The organism is Streptomyces sp. NBC_01214, assembly GCF_026340975.1.
GTDB lineage: Bacteria > Actinomycetota > Actinomycetes > Streptomycetales > Streptomycetaceae > Streptomyces.
The window spans coordinates 1,105,561-1,126,682 of the sequence record NZ_JAPEOS010000001.1; the positions used below are offsets into that span (position 1 = coordinate 1,105,561).

Here is a 21,122-nt window from a genome sequence, read left to right on the forward strand (position 1 = left end):
CGTGCTGACCGCAGTCGACCACGTGCAACTCGCCGCGCCGCCCGACTCGGAGGACCTCCTCCGCGCGTACTACACGGACGTCCTCGGCATGACCGAGATCCCCAAGCCGCCGGTCCTCGCCGCCCGTGGGGGTTGCTGGTTCGCCGCCGGGCCCGTCCAGCTGCACCTCGGCGTGGAGGAGGACTTCCGGCCCGCCCGCAAGGCCCATCCGGGGCTACGGGTGAGCGATATCGAGGCGTACGCGAGCAGACTGCGGGAGCGGGGGGCCACGGTGGTCTGGGACGACGACCTGCCGGGCCACCGCCGCTTCTATTCCGAGGACCCCGTCGGCAACCGGCTCGAATTCCTGGAACGGCACCATCCGGAACCGGCAGCGCCGGAGCCCTGCGCATAAGACGCACCACACGACGGCGCCCCGCCACCGGATCTCCGGTGACGGGGCGCCGTCGTGGTCCGCGTACGGGGCTCAGTTCTTGCGCCGGCCCACCAGCTGCGGCTTCGACTCCAGCCCGTCCAGCCCGTGCCAGGCCAGGTTCACCAGGTGCGCCGCCACCTCCGCCTTCTTGGGTCTGCGCACGTCCAGCCACCACTGCCCGGTCAGCGCCACCATCCCGACCAGCGCCTGCGCGTACAGCGGGGCCAGCTTGGGGTCAAAGCCCCGCGCCTTGAACTCCAGCCCCAGGATGTCCTCGACCTGCGTGGCGATGTCGCTGATCAGCGAGGCGAAGGTGCCGGTCGACTGGGCGACCGGGGAATCCCGCACGAGGATCCGGAAACCGTCCGTGTACGACTCGATGTAGTCCAGCAGCGCGAACGCCGCCTGCTCCAGCAGTTCCCGCGGGTGCCCGGCCGTCAGCGCGCCCGTCACCCCGTCCAGCAGCTGGCGCATCTCCCGGTCCACGACGACCGCGTACAGGCCCTCCTTGCCGCCGAAGTGCTCGTACACCACCGGCTTGGACACCCCGGCCTTCGCCGCGATCTCCTCCACGGAGGTGCCTTCGAAGCCCTTCTCGGCGAACAGCGTCCGGCCGATGTCCAGCAGTTGTTGGCGCCGCTCCGCGCCCGTCATCCGGACCCGGCGGCCGCGCCTGGGCTTGTCGCTGCTGGAGTTACTGCCGTCGATCGCCACGTCCCCCATCATGCCGCGTTCGACTCGTTTTCCCTGCGCCGGGCGTCGATGCGGGCCGCCGACGGCCAGCGGACGTCCGTCGCCCAGCCCAGCTGCTCGAACCAGCGGATCAGCCGCGCGCTGGAGTCGACCTGGCCGCGCAGCACACCGTGCCGCGCCGAGGTCGGGTCGGCGTGGTGCAGGTTGTGCCAGGACTCCCCGCAGGAGAGCACCGCCAGCCACCAGACGTTGCCGCTGCGGTCCCGGGACTTGAACGGCCGCTTGCCCACCGCGTGGCAGATCGAGTTGATCGACCACGTCACGTGGTGCAGCAGCGCGACCCGCACCAGGGAGCCCCAGAAGAACGCCGTGAACGCGCCCCACCAGGACATCGTCACCAGACCGCCCACCAGCGGCGGGATCGCCAGCGAGAAGATCGTCCAGAAGATGAAGTCCCGCGAGATCCGGCGGATCGCCGGGTCCTTGATCAGGTCGGGGGCGTACTTCTGCTGATCGGTCTGCTCCTCGTCGAACAGCCAACCGATGTGCGCCCACCACAGCCCCTTCATCAGGGCCGGCAGCGTCTCCCCGAACCGCCAGGGCGAATGCGGGTCACCCTCGTGGTCCGAGAACTTGTGGTGCTTGCGGTGGTCCGCCACCCAGCGCACCAGCGGCCCCTCCACCGCCATCGACCCCATCACGGCGAGCACGATCCGCAGCGGCCGCTTCGCCTTGAAGGAACCGTGCGTGAAGTAGCGGTGGAAACCGATGGTGATCCCGTGGCAGGCCAGGAAGTACATGAAGACCATCAGGCCGAGGTCCAGCCAGCTCACCCCCCAGCCCCAGGCCAGCGGGACCGCCGCCAGCAGGGCCACGAAGGGCACGGTGATGAACAGCAGCAGGGCGATCTGTTCGATGGAGCGCTTGTTCTCGCCGCCGAGTGTCGCGGACGGCTCGGACGTGTCGGAGGGTGCGGAGGCGCCCTCGATCAGATCGGGACTGGTGGTCATGGGTGTCCCCTGGGGGGTGAGAGAAGTCGGCGGGCTCCCTGGTTACGAACCCTACGGACCCGTAACCTACGGCATCGTAAGTATGGCAAAGCCGGGTGCGCAGGCAAGAGGGGCAGCGCCGGGAGAAGGAGCGCGCGCGAGGTGTTCACGCGCCGCCTGATGAGACGTTTGTCCAGGCACACGCATCGGACACCTATCCTGGGTCCCGTCGGACAGCGCGGTCCGCACGGGCAGCCCGAGCTGCGCATCAGGAGCGGAGATCCCGCCCCCGGACCGAGTCCGGGGAAGGCATCGCCGCACGTCGCCGGGAGCCCACCGCCCAGTAGCGCTCGAACACTGCAAGGAGCCGCACCTGTGAGCAGTGCTGACCAGGCCCCCCAGGGCCAGGCCCCCGTCACCCCGGCCGCCACCGCCAACGCGGAACTGCGCGCGGACATCCGCCGCCTCGGCGACCTCCTCGGGGAGACCCTCGTACGCCAGGAGGGCCAGGACCTCCTCGACCTCGTGGAGCGCGTCCGCGCCCTCACCCGCACCGACGGCGAGGCCGCTGCCGCCCTGCTCGGCGACACCGACCTGGAGACCGCCGCCAAGCTCGTGCGCGCCTTCTCCACCTACTTCCACCTCGCCAACGTCACCGAGCAGGTGCACCGCGGCAAGGAACTGCGCGCCCACCGTGCCGCCGAGGGCGGGCTCCTCGCCCGCACCGCCGACATGCTGAAGGACGCCGACCCCGACCACCTGCGCGAGACGGTCAAGAACCTCAACGTCCGCCCCGTCTTCACGGCGCACCCCACCGAGGCGGCCCGCCGCAGCGTCCTCAACAAGCTGCGCCGCATCGCGGCCCTCCTGGAGGAGCCCGTCACCGGCGCCGGCGACCGCCGCCGCCACGACCTGCGCCTCGCCGAGAACATCGACCTCGTCTGGCAGACCGACGAGCTGCGCGTCGTGCGCCCCGAGCCCGCCGACGAGGCCCGCAACGCCATCTACTACCTCGACGAGCTGCACGCCGGCGCCGTCGGCGACGTCCTGGAAGACCTCGCCGCCGAGCTCCAGCGCGTCGGCGTCGAGATCCCCGCCGGCACCCGCCCGCTGACCTTCGGCACCTGGATCGGCGGCGACCGCGACGGCAACCCCAACGTCACCCCCGAGGTCACCCGCGACGTGCTGATCCTCCAGCACGAGCACGGCATCACCGACGCCCTGGAACTCATCGACTACCTGCGCGGACTCCTCTCCAACTCCATCCGCTACACCGGAGCCACCGAGGAACTCCTCGCCTCCCTCCAGGCCGACCTGGAGCGCCTCCCCGAGATCAGCCCGCGCTACAAGCGGCTGAACGCCGAGGAGCCGTACCGCCTCAAGGCCACCTGCATCCGGCAGAAGCTCCTCAACACCCGCGAGCGCCTCGCCAAGGGCATCCCGCACGAGGAGGGCCGCGACTACCTCGGCACCGCCGAGCTGCTCACCGACCTCACCCTCATCCAGACCTCCCTGCGCGAACACCGCGGCGCGCTCTTCGCCGACGGCCGCATGGACCGCACCATCCGCACCCTGGCCGCCTTCGGGCTCCAGCTCGCCACCATGGACGTGCGCGAGCACGCCGACGCCCACCACCACGCGCTCGGCCAGCTCTTCGACCGCCTCGGCGAGGAGTCCTGGCGCTACGCCGACATGCCGCGCGAGTACCGGCAGAAGCTCCTCGCCAAGGAACTGCGCTCCCGCCGCCCGCTCGCGCCCACCCCGGCCCCGCTCGACGCCGCCGGGGCCAAGACGCTCGGCGTCTTCGGCGCCATCAAGGACGCCTTCGAGAAGTTCGGCCCCGAGGTCATCGAGTCCTACATCATCTCGATGTGCCAGGGCGCCGACGACGTCTTCGCCGCCGCCGTCCTCGCCCGCGAGGCCGGCCTCATCGACCTCCACACCGGCTGGGCCAAGATCGGCATCGTTCCGCTCCTGGAGACCACCGACGAGCTGCGCGCCGCCGACGTCATCCTCGACGAAATGCTCGCCGACCCCTCCTACCGGCGCCTGGTCTCCCTGCGCGGCGACGTCCAGGAGGTCATGCTCGGCTACTCCGACTCCTCCAAGTTCGGCGGCATCACCACCTCCCAGTGGGAGATCCACCGCGCCCAGCGCCGGCTGCGCGACGTGGCCCACCGCTACGGCGTGCGCCTGCGCCTCTTCCACGGCCGCGGCGGCACCGTCGGCCGCGGCGGCGGCCCCTCCCACGACGCGATCCTCGCCCAGCCCTGGGGCACCCTCGAAGGCGAGATCAAGGTCACCGAGCAGGGCGAGGTCATCTCCGACAAGTACCTGGTCCCCTCGCTGGCCCGGGAGAACCTCGAACTGACCGTCGCGGCCACCCTGCAGGCCTCCGCCCTGCACACCGCGCCCCGCCAGTCCGACGACGCCCTCACCCGCTGGGACGCGGCCATGGACGTCGTCTCCGACGCCGCGCACGCCGCGTACCGCGAGCTCGTCGAGGACCCCGACCTGCCCGCGTACTTCTTCGCCGCGACCCCCGTCGACCAGCTCGCCGACCTCCACCTGGGCTCCCGGCCCTCCCGCCGCCCCGACTCCGGCGCCGGCCTCGACGGTCTGCGCGCCATCCCGTGGGTCTTCGGCTGGACCCAGTCCCGCCAGATCGTCCCCGGCTGGTACGGGGTTGGCTCCGGCCTCAAGGCCCTGCGCGAGGCCGGCCAGGAGGACGTCCTCACCGAGATGGGCGGACGCTGGCACTTCTTCCGCAACTTCCTGTCCAACGTCGAAATGACGCTGGCCAAGACCGACCTGCGGATCGCCCGCCACTACGTCGACACCCTCGTGCCCGACCACCTCAAGCACGTCTTCGCCCGCATCGAGGCCGAGCACGAGCTCACCGTCCGCGAGGTCCTGCGCATCACCGGCGCCGAAGAGCTCCTCGGCTCGAACCCGGTGCTCCAGCAGACCTTCGCCGTGCGCGACGCCTACCTGGACCCGATCTCCTACCTCCAGGTCTCGCTGCTGGCCCGCCAGCGCGCGGCCGCCGCCCGCGGCGAGGAAGCCGACCCGCTGCTCGCCCGCGCCCTGCTGCTCACGGTCAACGGCGTCGCCGCGGGCCTGCGCAACACCGGCTGACGCCGAGCCCCGGTATCCGTGTCCGTCACCCTTGGTGATGACGGACGCGGATACCGGGCGCTACCGTGGACGTCCAGGACCACAATCCCGTCCATGGGAGCAACCATGACTGCCGAGCCCGTACACGACTGGTCGAGGCCGCCGTTGGACGGGTACACGGTGGACGACCTGCTGACGCTGCCGGACCTCCCGCGACACACCGAGCTGATCGACGGGAGCCTGGTCTTCGTGAGTCCGCAACGCTTCATCCACTCTGATCTGATCGACTTCCTCGTCACCCGGCTACGGCTGACCGCCCCCCGGCACACAAGGGTCGCGCGAGAGATGACTGTGGTGATCGACAAGCGCAACGGGCCCGAACCAGACATCTCGGTCGTGCGGCGAGAAGCCTGCACGAGCCCCATGCAGACCCACTTCTATGCCGCCGATGTCCTGCTCGCAGTCGAGGTGGTCTCGCCCGAGTCCGAAGCCCGGGACACCAAAGCGAAGCTGCACAAGTACGCCGCTGCCGGTATCCCGAACTACTGGATCGTCAAGATCGAGGGCGACGAAGCCATCGAACCGGTCGTGTACCTCTACGAGCTGGACCCCCACACACGTGCCTACGTCTGCCAGGGGATCCACACCAAGCCGTTCAGCGTCGACCGGCCCTTCGCCGCCGAAATCGACTTCGAAGGGCTCGACGAGATGTAGCGCCGCTCAGGAGTTGTACGCCGACTGGGCGCGCTCCAGGCCCTCCTGGATCAGGCACTCCACGGAGTCCGCGGCCCGGTCCACGAACCAGTCCAGCTCCTTGCGCTCCGTGGAGGAGAAGTCCTTCAGCACGAAGTCCGCGACCTGCATCCGGCCCGGCGGCCGCCCGATGCCGCACCGCACCCGGTGGTAGTCGGGGCCCATGGACTTGGTCATCGACTTCAGGCCGTTGTGCCCGTTGTCCCCGCCGCCCAGCTTCAGCCGCAGCGTCGGGTAGTCGATGTCCAGCTCGTCGTGGACGGCGACGATCCGCTCCAGCGGCACCTTGTAGAAGTCGCGCAGCGCCGTCACCGGGCCGCCGGACAGGTTCATGTACGTCATCGGCTTGGCCAGCACCACCCGGCGGTTGGCCGGCCCCGGCGGACCCATGCGGCCCTCGACCACCTGGGCCCGGGCCTTGTGCGCCTTGAACTTCCCGCCGATCCGCTCCGCCAGCAGGTCGGCCACCATGAACCCGATGTTGTGGCGGTTGCCCGCGTACTCCGGTCCCGGGTTCCCCAGGCCCACGATCAGCCAGGGTGCCGCGTCGTCCGACATCAAAAGCTCCTAGGTTCCGCTACGAAGACGACCGCCGTCCCGCTCCAGTGGAGCCGGACGGCGGTCGGTCAGCAACTGCTGAGGGGGTCGGGCGAGGCTCAGGCCTCGGTGCCCTCGGCGACCTCGGCGGCCGGCTCCTCGGCCTGCGGGGCGACGACCTGGAGGACGGCGATGTCGCCGTCGACGGCCAGGGTGGTGCCGGCCGGCAGGACCAGGTCCGAGGCGTGAATGGTGGCGCCGGCCTCGAGGCCCGCGATGGAGACGGTGACCTCGGTCGGGATGTGCGTGGCCTCGGCCTCGACGGAGATGGTGTTCTGGAGGGTCTCCAGCATGTTGCCCCCGGCGGCCAGCTCGCCCTCGGTGACGATCGCGACGTCGACGGTGACCTTCTCGCCCTTCTTGACGATCAGGAAGTCGACGTGGGAGATCGAGCGCTTCAGCGGGTGCTTCTGCACGGCCTTCGGGATGACCAGCTCGGTGCCGGCGTCGCCGAGGTCCAGGGAGATCAGGACGTTCGGGGTGCGCAGCGCGAGCTGAAGGGCGTGGGCGTCGACGTTGACGTGCTTCGGGTCGGTGCCGTGACCGTAGATGACGCCGGGGGTCAGGGCGTCGCGGCGGGCCTGGCGGGCGGAGCCCTTGCCGAAGGTGTCACGGATCTTGGCGGAAAGCTTGACCTCGGACATGCTCACTCCTCGTGGGGTGACGGAAGAAGGACGGAAGTCACCCGGCCGAAACGGCCTGCTACGAAGAGCGCGTCGATAACGGAGCATCCGTACCGGAAAAAGGTACGGCCTCCCTCGCCGAGCAACTCATGGAGTGTACCCGGCGGGGGAGGCCGCACCAAAAGGATCTACCGCGGAGCGGTTACTGCTGCTCCTCGAAGAGGCTGGTGACCGAGCCGTCCTCGAAGACCTCGCGCACGGCGCGCGCGATCATCGGGGCGATCGACAGCACCGTGATCTTGTCGAGCTCCAGGTCGGACGGGTCCGGCAGGGTGTTCGTGAACACGAACTCGCTGACCTTGGAGTTCTTCAGGCGGTCAGCGGCCGGGCCCGACAGGATGCCGTGCGTGGCCGTCACGATGACGTCCTCGGCGCCGTGCGCGAACAGCGCGTCGGCCGCGGCGCAGATGGTGCCACCGGTGTCGATCATGTCGTCGACCAGGACGCAGACGCGGCCCTTGACCTCACCGACGACCTCGTGGACGGTCACCTGGTTGGCGACGTCCTTGTCGCGGCGCTTGTGCACGATCGCCAGCGGCGCGTCCAGACGGTCGCACCAGCGGTCGGCCACGCGCACGCGGCCGGCGTCGGGGGACACGATCGTGAGCTTCGTGCGGTCCACCTTGGCGCCGACGTAGTCCGCGAGGACGTTCAGGGCCGAAAGGTGGTCCACCGGGCCGTCGAAGAAGCCCTGGATCTGGTCCGTGTGCAGGTCGACCGTCAGGATGCGGTCCGCACCCGCGGTCTTCAGCAGGTCGGCGACCAGGCGGGCCGAGATCGGCTCGCGGCCCTTGTGCTTCTTGTCCTGGCGGGCGTACCCGTAGGACGGGACGATCACGGTGATGGAGCGTGCCGACGCGCGCTTCAGCGCGTCGATCATGATCAGCTGCTCCATGATCCACTTGTTGATCGGAGCCGTGTGGCTCTGGATCAGGAAGCAGTCCGCGCCGCGAGCCGACTCCTGGAAGCGGACGTAGATCTCACCGTTCGCGAAGTCGAAAGCCTTGGTCGGCACGAGGGCGACGCCCAGCTGGTGCGCAACCTCCTCGGCCAGCTCGGGGTGGGCGCGGCCGGAGAAGAGCATCAGCTTCTTCTCGCCGGTCGTCTTGATCCCGGTCACAGCACAGTCTCCTCAGACGTGTTGAAGCTGCTCGCCCCCATGTGCGTCCGTCCCGCACACGGTGAGCCAGCCGAATTGCGTGCACCTATCACGGTACGCCGTCGCGGGCGTACCTGTTTCCGGTCAGTTCACCTCAGGGGCGCTCGGCGTCCTCCGGGGCCGCCGACTGCGCCGCCGCGGCGGCTGCACTGCCCGGACGCTTGCGGGCCACCCAGCCCTCGATATTCCGCTGCTGGCCACGGGCCACGGCCAGGGCGCCGGGCGGCACGTCCTTGGTGATCACGGAGCCGGCGGCCGTGTAGGCGCCGTCCCCGATGGTGACGGGAGCCACAAACATGTTGTCCGAGCCCGTCTTGCAGTGTGAGCCGACGGTGGTGTGGTGCTTGTGTTCGCCGTCGTAGTTCACGAAGACGCTCGCGGCGCCGATGTTGGTGTACTCACCGATCGTCGCGTCGCCCACGTAGGACAGATGGGGGACCTTGGTGCCCTCGCCGATCGTCGCGTTCTTCATCTCGACGTAGGTGCCGGCCTTGGCCTTGGCACCGAGGTTCGTGCCGGGGCGCAGGTACGCGAAGGGACCCACGCTCGCCTGCGGGCCCACGACCGCGCTCTCGGCGACCGTGTTGTCCACCCGGGCGCCCGCGCCCACGTGGGTGTCCTTCAGCCGGGTGTTGGGGCCGACCTCGGCGCCCTCGGCGATGTGCGTGGTGCCCAGCAGCTGGGTGCCGGGGTGCACGATCGCGTCCTGCCCGAAGGTGACGGTCACGTCGATGAAGGTGCCGGCCGGGTCGACGACCGTGACGCCCGCGAGCATGGCCTGCTCCAGCAGGCGCGCGTTCAGCAGCGCGCGGGCCTCGGCGAGCTGCACGCGGTTGTTGATCCCGAGGATCTGCCGGTGGTCGCTGCCGACGGCCGCGCCGACGCGGTGCCCGGCCTCGCGCAGGATGCCGAGGACGTCGGTGAGGTACTCCTCGCCCTGGCTGTTGTCGGTGCGGACCTTGCCGAGCGCGTCGGCGAGCAGGGCGCCGTCGAAGGTGAAGACGCCCGAGTTGATCTCGCGGATCGCACGCTGGGCGTCGGAGGCGTCCTTGTGTTCGACGATGGCCGTCACGGCGCCGCCGGCGTCGCGGACGATGCGCCCGTAGCCGGTGGAGTCCGGGACCTCGGCGGTCAGCACGGTGACGGCGTTGCCGTCGGCCTCGTGCGTCCGCGCGAGCGCGGCCAGGGTCTCCCCGGTCAGCAGCGGGGTGTCGCCGCAGACGACGATCACGGTGCCGGTGATGCCGCCGCCGAGCTCTTCGAGGGCCATGCGGACGGCGTGCCCGGTGCCGTTCTGCTCGTACTGGACGGCGGTGCGGACGTCGGCGTCGATGCCGGCCAGGTGTGCGGTGACCTGCTCGCGGGCGTGCCCGACGACCACGACGAGGTGCTCGGGGTCCAGCTCGCGGGAGGCGGCGACGACGTGACCGACGAGCGAGCGCCCGCAGATCTCGTGGAGAACCTTGGGAGTCGCCGACTTCATGCGGGTGCCTTCACCCGCTGCGAGTACGACGACGGCTGCCGGGCGGTTGGCGCTCACGGGGATGCCCTTCGGCTTCGGGGGTGGACCCGTGAAGGATACCGGGGTGCCGGTGGCCCCGAACGAACGCGGGTCCCGACCGTGAAGGTCCGGACCCGGAATTGTGCAGCTCCCCCGCCAGGACTCGAACCCGGACATAAGGCACCAAAAGCCTCAGTGCTGCCAATTACACCACAGGGGATAGCGAATGTGGCTCGATCGGACATTTTGGCGTACCGATCAAGCTGGCCGTCCCTACTATGCCGTACCACCTGCCCTCACCGCGACGGTACCCGTCCCCGTCGTTTCGGTGGCGGGGTATTTCCCCGGGACGCCGCACAGGCCGCCCGTACGCTGGACGGCATGACCAAAACGGGGGAAGTAGTGGAAGGCCGGGCCGGGCCGCCCTTGTGGTGGGCGCGGCGGCGGGACGCCGTGGGGGACGTGGCGCTGGCCGCGGTGTCCACGGCGGAATGCGCGTGGGAAGGGATCCGCTTCGCGCACGAGGCGGGGATCCCCGTGGCCGCCGGGGTGCTGTTCGGTGCCGTGGTGGGGACCGTGCTGGTGCTGCGGCGGCGGTGGCCGATCGCCGTGGTGCTGGTGGGGATCGCCGTGGCGCCGGCCGAGATGGGGTTCCTGCTGTCGGTGGCGGGCATGTACTCGCTCGCCTCGTCCGAGGTGCCCCGGCGGGTCATCGCCACGCTGGCCTCGATGTCGCTGGTCGCGACCTTCGTCGTGATGTATCTGAAGACGCGCGGGGACGTGGAGGCCGATCCGGCGCTCGTGGTCGCGCTGTCCGGGTTCGTCGCGGTGGCGCTGACCGTGCCCCCGGTGCTGCTCGGGCTCTACATCGGCGCCCGCCGGCGGCTGATGGAGAGCCTGCAGGAACGGGCGGACTCGCTGGAGCGGGAGCTGTCGCTGCTGGCGGACCGGGCGGAGGAGCGGGCCGAGTGGGCCCGTACGGAGGAGCGCACCCGGATCGCGCGGGAGATGCACGACGTGGTGGCCCACCGGGTGTCGCTGATGGTGGTGCACGCGGCCGCACTGGAGGCGGTGGCGGTCAAGGACCCGGCGCGGGCCGCGAAGAACGCGGCCCTGGTGGGGGACATGGGGCGGCAGGCCCTGACGGAGCTGCGCGAGATGCTCGGCGTGCTCCGGGCGCCGCCCAAGCCGGCCCCGGCTCCCTTGTCCGCGGTGTCCGCGGTGGCCGTCGCGGCGGTGGCGTTCGCGGGGGGTGGAGGTGCGGAGGACGGGCCCACGCTCGGCGAGCTGGAGGCGCTGGTCGGCCAGTCGCGGGCGGCGGGGATGACCGTGGAGATGCTGGTGCACGGCGAGTGGGCGGCGTACGCGGCGGAGGTCGAGCAGACGGCGTTCCGCGTGGTGCAGGAGGCGCTGACCAACTGCCACAAGCACGCCCCGGGCGCACGGGTCGTGGTGCGGCTCGCGCACCGCGCGGGGGAGGTGGCCATGCAGGTGGAGAACGGCCCCTGCGACGGCAAGGCCCCCGAACCGGGCCTGCCGAGCGGCGGGAACGGACTGGTCGGGATGCGCGAGCGCGTCCTGGGCCTGGGCGGGGTGTTCGTGTCGGGCCCGACGGATGCGGGCGGCTTCAAGGTCTCGGCGGTCCTGCCGAGCGGACGGGGGTAGGCGTGGGCTGGGATCCGGTGGGGGAGCTGACGGCCGAGGACCGCGAGCTGTTCGGGAGTCACTGGGAGCGGCGCATGTGGCTGAACGTGCCCGGGCCGTTCTACACGGCGGAGACGGACACCTGCTGGACCGGGCGGCTCCACGCACCGGACAACGTGCTCTACGCGGCCGCGTGCGAGAGCGTCGAGTACGTCTTCCGGCAGCCGCGCGATGCCCGCGAGGTGCGGAACGTGGTGGCCGCGGCGAGGGAGGAGGTCTTCGGGGAGTACGCCTGCGACGGCGACCTGTGGTGGACGCCCCCGGCGGTGCGGCAGTGGTGGGCGGAGCGCGCCCGCGTCGCCGAGCATCTGGCGGGGGCGCAGACGGAGTGGAGGGGCCGCAACCGCTTCGAGGATGACGCGTTGATCGGGGTGCTCGACTTCCAGGCCCATCTGGCCGGCGGGCTTGCCGCCGACCTGCGGGCCTACCTCTTCCGGCTGGAGGAGGGGCGGTATCCGGAAGCCGGGGAGCGGCTTCCGGAGCTCGATTAGCCCGTGGTGAGGCGGGTCGGTTGGAGGCCCGTCAGGAGGAGGGTGAGGGCCTCGTCGACGGTGGAGCCGAGGTACCAGTCGCCGGTGTGGTCGATGCCGTAGGCGCGGCCCTCGCGGTCGATCGCGAGGTGGGAGCCGCCGTCGGCCTCGACGCCCAGCGGGCACAGTTGCGTGGAGAGGGCCCGGCCGAGGTCGGCGAAGGTGCGCGCGAGGTGGAGTCCGGTGAGCGGGTCGATCCGGACGGGCGTCGGGGCGATCTGGCGGCCGGGGCCGTGCGCGGCGACCGTCAGACCGCCGAACTCGGCCCACGCCTCGACGGCGGCGGGGAAGACGGTGTGCCGGTGTCCGGCGGGCGTGGTGTGGTCCCGCAGGGCGTCGGCCCAGTACTCGGCCTGCTTGATGTCCCACCGGCCGGGTTCCCAGCCGGCGGTGCGCAGGGCGGAGTCCACGGCGACCGGGAAACGGGTGGCCGAGGAGCGGTCGTAGGACGCGGAGGCGGCGGTCATGGCTACTCGGAGGGGGTGAGGTCGACGGAGCGTACGCCGAAGTGGGCGAGGAGTGCGTCGCAGGAGCGGCAGGGCGGTGCGTAGCTGCCGTGGAGGGGGTCGCCGTCCTCGCGGATGTGGCGGGCGGTGATCTTCGCGTGCTTCAGGGAGCGGCGGGCCTCGCTCGCGGAGAGGGGTTTGCGGGAGGCGCGTCGGGAGCGGGCGCCCTCGACGGCGGTCAGGTGGCGGGAGAGCAGGATCGCCTCCGGACATCGGCCCGTGAAGCGTTCGCGCTGTCCGCTGGTGAGGGTGTCGAGGAAGTCCTGGACGAGCGGATGGAGCGCGGGCGGCTGATCGGCCTTGCCGGCGGTGCCGGTGAGGGTCTCGCCGCGCACGGAGAGGGCGGCGGCGACGGTGGGGAGGATGCCGTCGCGGCGGAAGCGCAGGACGGGTACGGCGGGGCGGCCGTCGGTACTGCTCCAGCGCAACCGGGGGTCGCCGGCGGGACCGGCGGCTTCGCCGGCCGGGCCGGCGGAGGCCGGTGCGCCTGTTGCGTCCGGCGCGGTGTCGCCGGATTCTGTGCGTGTTGCCGTGTTGTGCATGCGCGTGCTTTCCCTCCCGTGGCGGCGGTGGTGACCCCTGTCGCTCACGCCCCCGTACTGCGGGGACAGCCTGTCAAATGTCACCTGTCATGCGGAAGCCAGGTCGAATATTCGTATCAATTCGGATGTTCCTGGCCCTCGGGCGGGTGTGCCGGTCGGGCGCGGGTAAGGGTCTTGCCCCAGCGCATAGGCTGTGGTGAACCAGCCAGATCCAGCAGGGGGCTACCGCCATGACGACAGGTCGGCTCGGGCAGCAGGCCGCGCCACCCAACGCCGCTTACTCGGGGCAGGTCGTGCACTTCCCGGACCCGGTCCGGGCCGCTCGGCATCCCCACGGGGTGCGGATGGACGGCCATGGGCATCCGGACTTCTCCGCCTACGCGCGCGCGGCCGTGGAGATCGCCGAACCGCCGGAGGGCTTCGGCGTGGACGAGCTGCGGCTCACGGACTACGTGTCCGCGAACGCCGCAATGAAGTCCGCCGGGCACGAGCTGTGGGACACGGTCGGGCCGGTGGCGACCCCGCACGGCTGGACCTGGCACCACGTGGCGGGTTCGCGGCGCATGGAGCTGGTCCCGGTCGAGGTGAAGGCGCTGCTGCGGCATCACGCGGGCCTGGCGACGGCTCCGGTGGACCACGACAAGCGCGGGACGCGGCCGTTGCAAGAGGTGCGCCCGGCGCACCTGGGGCTGCCGAAGTCGGTGGTGTCGGTCTCCGAGGAACAGGTGCAGGGGGTCGAGGAGGACCTCGGCTACCGGCTGCCGGAGCCGTACCGCTCGTTCCTGAAGGCCGCGGGCGGCTGCGCGCCGGTCGGCGCGGGCCTGGACGTGGACCTCGGTCTGCTCGTGGACCAGCCCTTCTTCACGGTGCGTGAGGAGGCGGCGGTCAACGACCTGGTGTACGTCAACAAGTGTCTGCGCGACCACCTGACGAAGGACTACCTGTGCGTGGCCTTCGTCCAGGGCGGGCTGCTCGCGCTGAAGGTCAAGGGCGAGGGCATCGGCTCGGTGTGGTTCTCCCCGTACGACGACGCCCGCGACCGGGACGGCTGGTCGGTCCAGGAGCGCGTGGAGCGGTTGTTGCTGCCGTGCGGTGCTGATTTCGACGCCTTCCTCGAGCGGCTGGCCGGCAACCCGCCGGAGCTGGAGACGGTGGCCGGTCTGATGGTGGACGGCGGATTCGCACGTTCGGTTCCGGTGTCGGGTTCGGCACCGGTGGAGGGGTGAGCGCGCGATGGTGACGTTTGCGCAGGCGCAGGAGCGCGCCGAAGAGTGGATCAACGGGGACGTGCCCGCGTACCAGCACCGGGAGGTGCGCGTACGGGAGTTCGGGCTCGGGTTCGTGGTGTGGGCGGAGGACCGCGCGGCCGGTCCCGTGTCCGGTGGTGGGCGGCAGCGGCTGGTCATCGCGCGGGACAGCGGGGAGGTGACGCTGTGGCCGGGACTGCCGGTGGGTGAGGTGATCCGCCGGTACGAGGAGGAGTACGGGGCCGCGGCTGCGGCCGTTTCGGAGGCTTCGGTTCCGCCGCCGCGGATCGACTCGGAGCAGACTTCGTTCATGCTCAGCCCGCCGGAGTGGCTGCAGGAAGCCGCGGACCGGGCGGGGATCGCGCCGAGGTCGACGTCCACGTCGGCGCCGGCCGCTCCCGTCGACGCCGCGCCCGCGCCCGAGCCCGCGTCGGCTCCTGCGCCTACGCCGGCTCCTGCGGCACCGGCGCCCGCCCCGGCCGTGCCGTTGCGGCGCGGCGGCGAGATCCCGTACGAGCCCACGGCCAACGACGGGGTTCCGGCGACGGCCCCGGCTCCGGCAGCGCCCGCGGTGCCGATCGGCGCCACGCCCTGGGCGGGCACCGATGTGAACTCCGGTACGGACGAGGCGTCCGTACCGCTGCCCGCGACCGTGTTCGCGCCGCCGCTGTCCGGGTCGGACCTGGAGGACGCGCCGTCGTCCGGGGTGGCCCCGGAGGCGAAGACCACGCTGATGCCGGGCGGCAGCCAGCTGCCGAGGACCGCGGTCGTGCCCGCGCTGGGGTCGCCGGGCGATTCGGCGGGCGGTTCGCAGGGCGGTTCGCAGGGCGGTTCGGCGGCGAGCGACATCGCCGACGCGCCGACCAGCAAGGCCCAGGTCTCCCGGCCGTCGACGTCGTCGACGCCGCCGGGTCCGCCCGGTGCGCCCGGCGCGCCCGGTGGCGGGCTCGACCACGCCGCGACGATGCTGGCCGGCCCCGGTGTTCCGCAGCCGCCCGGGCCCCCCGGTGCTCCGGGGTCGCTGGGGCGTGGGCTGGACCATGCCGCGACGATGCTGGCCGGTCCGGCCGTCACCGGTCAGCCGCCGGCGCCGCCCGGTCCGCCGGGGGCTCCGGGTGCGGGTGCGGGTGCGGGTGCTGGTGCTGGTGTGCCCCAGCCTCCCGGCCCTCCCGGTCCGCCCGGTCCGCCCGGTCCGCCCGGTGCTCCGGGGTCGCTGGGTCGTGGGCTGGACCATGCCGCGACGATGCTGGCCGGTCCGGCCGTCACCGGTCAGCCGCCCGCGCCTCCCGGTCCGCCCGGTGCCCCCGGTGGCGGGGCCCATCACGCCGCCACCATGCTCGCGGGTCCCGGCGTACCGCAGCCTCCCGGTCCGCCCGGCGCACCCGGTGCGCCCGGTGGCGGGCTCGACCACGCCGCGACGATGCTCGCCGGCCCCGGCGTACCGCAGCCGCCCGGCCCCCCCGGCCCGCCGCCCAGCGCGCCCGGTGGTCCCGGTGGTCCGGGTGGTCCCGGCGGGCAGCCCCCGGTCCCGACCGGTGCGCCCACCGTCGGCCCCGGCTACCAGGCCGTGCTCCGCTACCGCGCGCCCGACGGCTCCGAGCAGCAGCTCATCCGCCGCTCGGCGCCCGGTACCCCGCACCCGGAGTGGCAGATCCTCTACGAGCTGCGCGCCATGAACGTGCCGCCGCAGCAGGTGCTGGAGCTGCACACCGAGCTGGAGTCCTGTGAGCTGCCCGGCGGTTACTGCGCCCGGATGATCCGGGAGACGTGGCCGCAGGTGCGGATCACGAGCGTGGCCCCGTACGGCAAGGACCACGCGGGCCGCCAGCAGGGCATGCGGCACCTGCTCACCCACCAGGGGGAGCTGCACCAGGTGGCGGACGGTCCGGCGCGCCCCGCGCCGGTACGGGCACCGCTGCCGCAGGTCCCGCTGCAGCCGGCGATCCCGCTGGAGGCGATCGGGCAGGAGCTGGCGGCGGCGTTCGGTCCGCAGGGCGTGTTCCGTTTCGACCAGCGGGCGGTGTCCCGTCAGGGCGTGCCGGAGATCGTGGCGCAGACGCTGATGTGGGCGGGTCTGCCGGTCGATTTCGGTCCGTTCTTCTGGGCGCAGGCGGTGCCCGGCCAGCCGGTGCCGACGCTGGCCGAGCTGGCCCAGCAGCGGCAGGTGCAGCCGGCCTCGGACGCGGGTTCGTACCTGGTCATCGGCAGCGACTTCGGCAAGGCGCTGTGCGTCCAGTACGGCACCGCGCACATCGTGGCGGTGCCGGTGGAGGGCGGCCCGGGAGGTGCTCCCGTACCGCCGCAGTTCGTGAATTCGAGCCTGCCGCAGTTCGTGCGGTCCGTGGCGATGCTGGGTCACATGTGGCGACTGCGCCAGCACCTGACGCCGGAGCAGGCGGGCCGCTGGACCGTCGACTTCCAGGCGAACCTGGCCGGGCTCGACAGTGCGGCGCTGTCCTCGCCGGAGAGCTGGTGGTCGGTGCTGCTGGAGCAGATGTGGGACGGACTGCTCTGATCGGCTGATCGTGTGATCGGCTGCATGGCCGGGTCGGGACCTTCGAACAGGGTCTCGGCCCGGCCATTCCGGCTTCCGGGATCAAATGGCGCATCCTTGACGGGAATCCCCGCGAGAGAGGCGCATCCCGGATGAGTGCACCCTTTGCGACCGTGCGCGGTCGTGGCTACCGCATGGAAGAGGTCGACCGGTATCTCGCCCGGCTGTCCGGGAGCCGGGACGAGGCCTGGGAGCGGGTGGCCCGGCTGACGGTCCTGGCCAAGCAGATGGAGGCGGACGCGGCGCGGCTGCGGGAGGCGGTCGCCGCGCTGGCTCCGCAGACGTACGACGAGCTGAGCGAGCGGGCCCGCCGGATCCTGCTGCTGGCGGAGGAAGAGGCGGACGCCCTACGGACCGACGCGCGGGTGGACGCTGCCGCGACGTTGGGCGCGGCCGAGGCGCGTGCCGACCGGGCGGCGGAGCTCGCGCGGGGCGACGCGGAGGCGGTGCGCGAGCAGACGGAGGTCCGGGCCCGGCAGGGGCTGTTGCGGGCGCAGCGCGAGGCGGACGACGCGCGGTCGGGGGCGCGGGAGGACGCGGCGGCGTGGCGGGCGCAGGCGGCGGCCGCGCTGGCGCAGACGCGGCGGCGGGCGGAGGCGGAGCGGGCGGAGCGCGAGCAGGAGCAGGCGGAGCGCCGGGAGGCGGCGGAGCGGGAGTTGGCGGCGCGCGAGGCGGACCTGGAGGCGCGCCACGCGGAGCTGGAGCGGCAGGTCGAGGCCCGACTGGCAGAGGCGCGGCGCGAGTTCGCCGAGGCGGAGGAGTCGGCGCGGCACGGGCAGGAGGACGCGGAGGCGCAGGCGGCCGAGCTGATCGCGCAGGCGCGGGTGGCGGAGGAGCGGATCGGGCGCGAGACGCGGGGGATCCTGCGGGAGCACGGGGAGGCGGCGGAGGAGATGCGGGCGCACATGAACCACGTCCGCTCCAGCCTGGCAGCACTGACGGGCCGCGCTCCGGCGGAGGGCTAGGCGTATTGCCTCGTTGGGTTGGGGACGCGGCTTGCGGGTGGTTTGCCTGCGAGTGCGGTGTGTCCGCGGTGGTGATGGTAGGAGTGGAGCCAGCCGGCGAACGCTTCGCGGCGTTCGATGTCTGACAGAGCTGCATCTTTTTTCGCGCCGACGCGGGAGGAGGCGGCGTGGGCGGCGGAGCGGATGGACGCGGATGGAGATCAGTTGGCCCTGCTGCTGGCGTTGAAGTCGTACCAGCGGATGGGCCGGTTCCCGAGGCCGGAGGAGTATCCGGAGGCGGTGGTCGATTTCGTGCGCCGTGCGGTGGAGCTGTCGGAGGCTACGCCGGTCCGGGTGGGTGGCCGTACGGCGGTGCGGAAGCGGCGGGTGGTGCGTTCGTCGACCCTTGACGGCCTCGGTCTCCTGTCCCGGACCCGGGTGCACAGCAGGCGTCTCAGCTCTCGGCGGGGGCGGCGGGCTGGTCCGCTCGCCGGGAATCGGATCGCCATCAACAGGGTTGGTGGGGGATGAGCCGTTAATCGCCATCAACGGGGTTGGTGGGGGATGAACCGTTATTGGAGGGCCATGCGAGCGATTCAGGTGTACGAAGTGGGCGGTCCCGAGGTGCTGCAGGAGGTCGAGGTCGACCAGCCGCGGCCGGGTCCGGGCGAGGCGGTCGTGGAGGTCGCCGCATCCGGGGTCAACTTCCTCGACGTCTACCACCGCGAAGGCCGGTACAGCCTCCCGCTGCCCTTCACCCCGGGCGCTGAGGGCGCCGGCACGGTCGTCGAAGTTGGACCCGGCGTCGCTGACGTCGCAGTCGGGGACCGGGTCGGGTGGGTGGAGATTCCCGGCACGTACGCCGAGCGGGCCGTCGTGGACTCCTCCCGGCTGGTGCCGCTGCCCGACGACATCGGCTTCGAGACAGCCGCCGCCGTGCTCCTCCAAGGCATGACCGCGCACTATCTCGTCAAGGACGCCTACCCGGTTCAGGGGGGCGACACGGTGCTCGTGCATGCGGCTGCTGGTGGCATGGGGCTGCTTTTGACCCAGCTCATCACCCATCTCGGCGGCAGGGTGATCGGTACGACGTCGACCACGGCGAAGGCCGAGCTGGCGAAGCGTGCCGGGGCCGCTGAGGTGATCCTTTCCTCCGCAGTCGACGATCTCGCCGCCGAGGTGAGGCGGCTCAACGGCGGTCAGGGACTGCCGGTTGTCTTCGACGGCGTCGGCGCGCACACCTTCGATGCGAGCCTCGCCAGCCTGCGAACCCGCGGCCATCTCGTGCTCTTCGGCGCGGCAAGTGGTGCCGTGCCGCCGTTTGATCCGATTCGGCTCGCCCACGGCGGTTCGCTGACCCTGATCCGGCCCAGCCTCGGGGACTTCATCGCCGATCGGTCCGAACTGCTCCGACGGGCCGCCGATGTGTTCGAGTGGGTGCGCTCCAAGGCGCTTGAGGTCACCGTAACGGGCCGCTACGCATTGTCCGAGGCCGCCCAGGCCCACAGCGATCTGGAGGCTCGGCGTACCACCGGCAAGCTGCTCGTCGTACCCGATGCGGCCGCTCAGGGACGCCGCGAGGAGACGCAGAGCTGATCGCGGGTGACGAGGTCGGGGATCTTGGAGACTGGGATGTCGAGGGCGTGGCCGACCGTCATCGCCAAGATCCCCGACAGCGCAGGCGCTCGGCAGGCCAAGATCAAGTTCTGGCGGGTTTCTGGCGCATCTGGGTCACACCCCTTCAAGATCCCTCAGCCGAGACCTGGCTCACCCGTCCCCAACCTCCCGGGACAGAACGGCTAGGCCGTCTCCTCCGGATCTTGTCGGGCCCGCGGCGTGGGCGCCCGACCTGAACGGGCCCGCGTACGCCTTCTCCTCCGGTCCGGTCGACGCTGTGGGCGCGGGCGAGGTGGCCGCCGTACGGGCCGTACGGGAGGCCGCGCACCCGGCGCTCGACGCCGTGCGGCGCGGTGCGCGGCCCCCGGCCGGGGCGCTCGCCGCGCTGAACGAGGCCCTGGCCGCAGCGCACCGGCCGGCGGATCCGGCCCGGCGGCTCGCGGCGGAACTGGCCGAGGCGGTCGCGGAGCTGCTGACGGACCCCCGGGTGGCGCAGGTGCGCGCGTGCGAGGCCCACGACTGCGTCCTGCTCTTCCTGCCGGCACACCCCCCGGCGCCGCTGGTGCGTGGCGTCGGTCTGCGGCAACCGGGCCCGGGTGGCCCGCCATTGCGCCCGCCACAAGGGCGACGCGCGAACCTAGGCCGGTCAGCCCGCCGGCTGCTGCTGGGCCGGGACGGTCGGCTTCGCGTGGGACTCGTAGCGGTACGGGTCGCTGCGCAGGCCGCGCGCCGTGACGACCACCGTGAACGGGGGCGTCCCGGGGGCCGGGAGGGTGGCGGTGAGGGCGCCCGTCAGGGGGTCGGCCTGCGCCGGGAGGGGGGTGCCGTCGACGGTGAGGAGGGCCGGCGGGCCCGCCGGGTCCGGGGTGAAGCCGCCGCCCTCGACCGTCAGGCGGCCGTCCTCCAGCGTGACGTGCGTGATCACCGGATTGGCGCGGACGGCCATCTTGTTGACCAGGTACGCGCCCGCCGGGGCGCCCGTCAGGGCCCACATCTCGGCGGGCAGGCGCGGGAGTCCGCCGCCCACGTCCGCGAGGAAGAACAGCACCACGTACAGCATGGTGACCGCGCTGAGCGCGACGTACTGGAGGTCCACGAGGTCGGTGCGCCCGCTGTCGTTCGCGATCAGCTCCCGCAGCGGCCGCCGGCCCGACGCCGTCGGCCGCGCGGCGGGCTTGGCCATGCTGCCGTGTTCCACGCGCAGGCCGACCACCGCCTTCGCGGCGATCAGCGCCACGTACGGGCCGCCGAGCAGCGGCAGGTACACCGTCGTCAGGGTGGACAGCGGGCCGTCGGCGCCCCGGAAGTACGCGGTGCCGCCGCCCGCGGTGAGCCCGTAGCCGAGGATCGCCAGCAGCAGCCAGACCAGGATCACCGTCCAGGCGAGGGCGAGCGCCGTCGAGGTGGAGAGGCGGCCGTCGCGGCCGGTGATGAAGCCCGGACTGCGGCCGAGCCGCAGGCAGATCGGGCCGGCCAGCGCGGCCAGTAACGCGAGTGCGCAGAGTGCGGATGCCATGTCGTCGTCCCCCCGGAAACGGTCCTGGCACGAGGGTCACCCAAATGGCCCGGCC

Annotated in this window: 19 protein-coding genes, 1 tRNA gene and 1 pseudogene; 10 read left to right on the plus strand and 11 right to left on the minus strand. The window is 72.1% G+C overall.

The window, feature by feature from the left end:
• The first annotated feature begins 1 nt into the window (after position 1).
• Positions 2–394 (plus strand): VOC family protein, encoded by a 393-nt coding sequence (locus OG594_RS05365; RefSeq protein ID WP_266602630.1) that lies wholly within the window; start codon positions 2–4, stop codon positions 392–394.
• A 72-nt stretch (positions 395–466) separates the two neighbouring features.
• Here OG594_RS05365 and OG594_RS05370 read toward each other — a convergent pair whose 3' ends face one another.
• Together OG594_RS05370 and OG594_RS05375 are read right to left on the minus strand one after the other, a co-directional pair.
• Entirely contained in the window at positions 467–1,138 is a 672-nt protein-coding gene (locus OG594_RS05370) for a TetR/AcrR family transcriptional regulator (RefSeq protein WP_266602632.1), read from the minus strand.
• On the minus strand, positions 1,138–2,118 hold the full coding sequence (locus tag OG594_RS05375; RefSeq protein WP_266595674.1) for a fatty acid desaturase: 981 nt from the start codon (positions 2,116–2,118) through the stop codon (positions 1,138–1,140). The genes OG594_RS05370 and OG594_RS05375 overlap by 1 nt, the downstream gene beginning before the upstream one ends.
• Before the next feature lie 354 nt (positions 2,119–2,472).
• On the opposite strand from OG594_RS05375, the gene ppc reads away from it, so the two are divergent.
• Positions 2,473–5,235, plus strand: coding sequence for a phosphoenolpyruvate carboxylase (gene ppc / locus OG594_RS05380; protein WP_266595676.1), 2,763 nt, complete (start codon positions 2,473–2,475; stop codon positions 5,233–5,235).
• Positions 5,236–5,340: 105 nt separating this feature from the next.
• Positions 5,341–5,928, plus strand: a complete 588-nt coding sequence (locus OG594_RS05385) for a Uma2 family endonuclease (protein WP_266602634.1) — start codon at positions 5,341–5,343, stop codon at positions 5,926–5,928.
• A gap of 6 nt (positions 5,929–5,934) precedes the next feature.
• Here OG594_RS05385 and pth read toward each other — a convergent pair whose 3' ends face one another.
• The 5 genes from pth to OG594_RS05410 all read right to left on the minus strand — a co-directional run bounded on the left by pth (position 5,935) and on the right by OG594_RS05410 (position 10,127).
• On the minus strand, positions 5,935–6,525 hold the full coding sequence (gene pth / locus OG594_RS05390) for an aminoacyl-tRNA hydrolase (protein ID WP_030716980.1): 591 nt from the start codon (positions 6,523–6,525) through the stop codon (positions 5,935–5,937).
• 98 nt (positions 6,526–6,623) lie between these two features.
• On the minus strand, positions 6,624–7,208 hold the full coding sequence (locus tag OG594_RS05395) for a 50S ribosomal protein L25/general stress protein Ctc (protein ID WP_266595679.1): 585 nt from the start codon (positions 7,206–7,208) through the stop codon (positions 6,624–6,626).
• Positions 7,209–7,389: 181 nt separating this feature from the next.
• Complete coding sequence (locus OG594_RS05400) at positions 7,390–8,367, minus strand: ribose-phosphate diphosphokinase (RefSeq protein ID WP_030008898.1); 978 nt, start codon at positions 8,365–8,367, stop codon at positions 7,390–7,392.
• A gap of 133 nt (positions 8,368–8,500) precedes the next feature.
• On the minus strand, positions 8,501–9,946 hold the full coding sequence (gene glmU / locus OG594_RS05405) for a bifunctional UDP-N-acetylglucosamine diphosphorylase/glucosamine-1-phosphate N-acetyltransferase GlmU (protein WP_266595682.1): 1,446 nt from the start codon (positions 9,944–9,946) through the stop codon (positions 8,501–8,503).
• A 109-nt stretch (positions 9,947–10,055) separates the two neighbouring features.
• A tRNA-Gln gene (locus OG594_RS05410) sits at positions 10,056–10,127 on the minus strand.
• Positions 10,128–10,288: 161 nt separating this feature from the next.
• Between OG594_RS05410 and OG594_RS05415 the strand changes: the two genes are divergently transcribed.
• Both OG594_RS05415 and OG594_RS05420 read left to right on the plus strand, forming a co-directional pair.
• Positions 10,289–11,572: a sensor histidine kinase gene (locus OG594_RS05415; protein WP_266595684.1), complete on the plus strand. Its 1,284-nt coding sequence runs from the start codon at positions 10,289–10,291 to the stop codon at positions 11,570–11,572.
• 2 nt (positions 11,573–11,574) lie between these two features.
• Positions 11,575–12,102 (plus strand): hypothetical protein, encoded by a 528-nt coding sequence (locus tag OG594_RS05420; protein WP_266595686.1) that lies wholly within the window; start codon positions 11,575–11,577, stop codon positions 12,100–12,102.
• On the opposite strand, the gene OG594_RS05425 is transcribed toward OG594_RS05420, so the two are convergent.
• Entirely contained in the window at positions 12,099–12,608 is a 510-nt protein-coding gene (locus OG594_RS05425) for an SUKH-3 domain-containing protein (protein WP_266595688.1), read from the minus strand. The two genes, OG594_RS05420 and OG594_RS05425, sit on opposite strands and share 4 nt — an antisense overlap.
• A gap of 2 nt (positions 12,609–12,610) precedes the next feature.
• Positions 12,611–13,189, minus strand: coding sequence for a YwqJ-related putative deaminase (locus OG594_RS05430; protein ID WP_266595690.1), 579 nt, complete (start codon positions 13,187–13,189; stop codon positions 12,611–12,613).
• Between the two features lie 230 nt (positions 13,190–13,419).
• Between OG594_RS05430 and OG594_RS05435 the strand changes: the two genes are divergently transcribed.
• The 3 genes from OG594_RS05435 to OG594_RS05445 all read left to right on the plus strand — a co-directional run bounded on the left by OG594_RS05435 (position 13,420) and on the right by OG594_RS05445 (position 17,955).
• Positions 13,420–14,415, plus strand: coding sequence for an SMI1/KNR4 family protein (locus OG594_RS05435; protein ID WP_266595692.1), 996 nt, complete (start codon positions 13,420–13,422; stop codon positions 14,413–14,415).
• 7 nt (positions 14,416–14,422) lie between these two features.
• Positions 14,423–16,951 (plus strand): SUKH-4 family immunity protein, encoded by a 2,529-nt coding sequence (locus tag OG594_RS05440; protein WP_266595694.1) that lies wholly within the window; start codon positions 14,423–14,425, stop codon positions 16,949–16,951.
• Positions 16,952–17,082: 131 nt separating this feature from the next.
• Positions 17,083–17,955: a DivIVA domain-containing protein gene (locus OG594_RS05445; protein WP_266595696.1), complete on the plus strand. Its 873-nt coding sequence runs from the start codon at positions 17,083–17,085 to the stop codon at positions 17,953–17,955.
• Here the strand turns inward: OG594_RS05445 and OG594_RS05450 are convergent.
• A pseudogene (locus OG594_RS05450) lies at positions 17,952–18,080 on the minus strand (IS481 family transposase); the annotation flags it as partial. The gene OG594_RS05445 and the pseudogene OG594_RS05450 sit on opposite strands and share 4 nt — an antisense overlap.
• Positions 18,081–18,138: 58 nt before the next feature.
• Between OG594_RS05450 and OG594_RS05455 the strand changes: the two are divergent.
• Together OG594_RS05455 and OG594_RS05460 are read left to right on the plus strand one after the other, a co-directional pair.
• Positions 18,139–18,465 (plus strand): hypothetical protein, encoded by a 327-nt coding sequence (locus OG594_RS05455; protein ID WP_266602636.1) that lies wholly within the window; start codon positions 18,139–18,141, stop codon positions 18,463–18,465.
• 54 nt (positions 18,466–18,519) lie between these two features.
• Complete coding sequence (locus tag OG594_RS05460; RefSeq protein WP_266595698.1) at positions 18,520–19,530, plus strand: quinone oxidoreductase; 1,011 nt, start codon at positions 18,520–18,522, stop codon at positions 19,528–19,530.
• A gap of 667 nt (positions 19,531–20,197) precedes the next feature.
• Here the strand turns inward: OG594_RS05460 and OG594_RS05470 are convergent.
• Positions 20,198–21,067, minus strand: coding sequence for a hypothetical protein (locus tag OG594_RS05470; protein ID WP_266595700.1), 870 nt, complete (start codon positions 21,065–21,067; stop codon positions 20,198–20,200).
• Positions 21,068–21,122 lie beyond the last annotated feature (55 nt).

Excerpts from the sequence above, each read along its gene's own strand:
- OG594_RS05370 (WP_266602632.1), bottom strand. The coding sequence starts at position 1,138 with ATGGGGGACGTGGCGATCGACGGCAGTAACTCCAGCAGCGACAAGCCC.
- OG594_RS05375 (WP_266595674.1), bottom strand. The coding sequence starts at position 2,118 with ATGACCACCAGTCCCGATCTGATCGAGGGCGCCTCCGCACCCTCCGAC.
- OG594_RS05385 (WP_266602634.1), top strand. The coding sequence starts at position 5,341 with ATGACTGCCGAGCCCGTACACGACTGGTCGAGGCCGCCGTTGGACGGG.
- pth (WP_030716980.1), bottom strand. The coding sequence starts at position 6,525 with ATGTCGGACGACGCGGCACCCTGGCTGATCGTGGGCCTGGGGAACCCG.
- OG594_RS05395 (WP_266595679.1), bottom strand. The coding sequence starts at position 7,208 with ATGTCCGAGGTCAAGCTTTCCGCCAAGATCCGTGACACCTTCGGCAAG.
- OG594_RS05415 (WP_266595684.1), top strand. The coding sequence starts at position 10,289 with ATGACCAAAACGGGGGAAGTAGTGGAAGGCCGGGCCGGGCCGCCCTTG.
- OG594_RS05425 (WP_266595688.1), bottom strand. The coding sequence starts at position 12,608 with ATGACCGCCGCCTCCGCGTCCTACGACCGCTCCTCGGCCACCCGTTTC.
- OG594_RS05430 (WP_266595690.1), bottom strand. The coding sequence starts at position 13,189 with ATGCACAACACGGCAACACGCACAGAATCCGGCGACACCGCGCCGGAC.
- OG594_RS05435 (WP_266595692.1), top strand. The coding sequence starts at position 13,420 with ATGACGACAGGTCGGCTCGGGCAGCAGGCCGCGCCACCCAACGCCGCT.
- OG594_RS05440 (WP_266595694.1), top strand. The coding sequence starts at position 14,423 with ATGGTGACGTTTGCGCAGGCGCAGGAGCGCGCCGAAGAGTGGATCAAC.
- OG594_RS05445 (WP_266595696.1), top strand. The coding sequence starts at position 17,083 with ATGAGTGCACCCTTTGCGACCGTGCGCGGTCGTGGCTACCGCATGGAA.
- OG594_RS05455 (WP_266602636.1), top strand. The coding sequence starts at position 18,139 with ATGGACGCGGATGGAGATCAGTTGGCCCTGCTGCTGGCGTTGAAGTCG.
- OG594_RS05460 (WP_266595698.1), top strand. The coding sequence starts at position 18,520 with ATGCGAGCGATTCAGGTGTACGAAGTGGGCGGTCCCGAGGTGCTGCAG.
- OG594_RS05470 (WP_266595700.1), bottom strand. The coding sequence starts at position 21,067 with ATGGCATCCGCACTCTGCGCACTCGCGTTACTGGCCGCGCTGGCCGGC.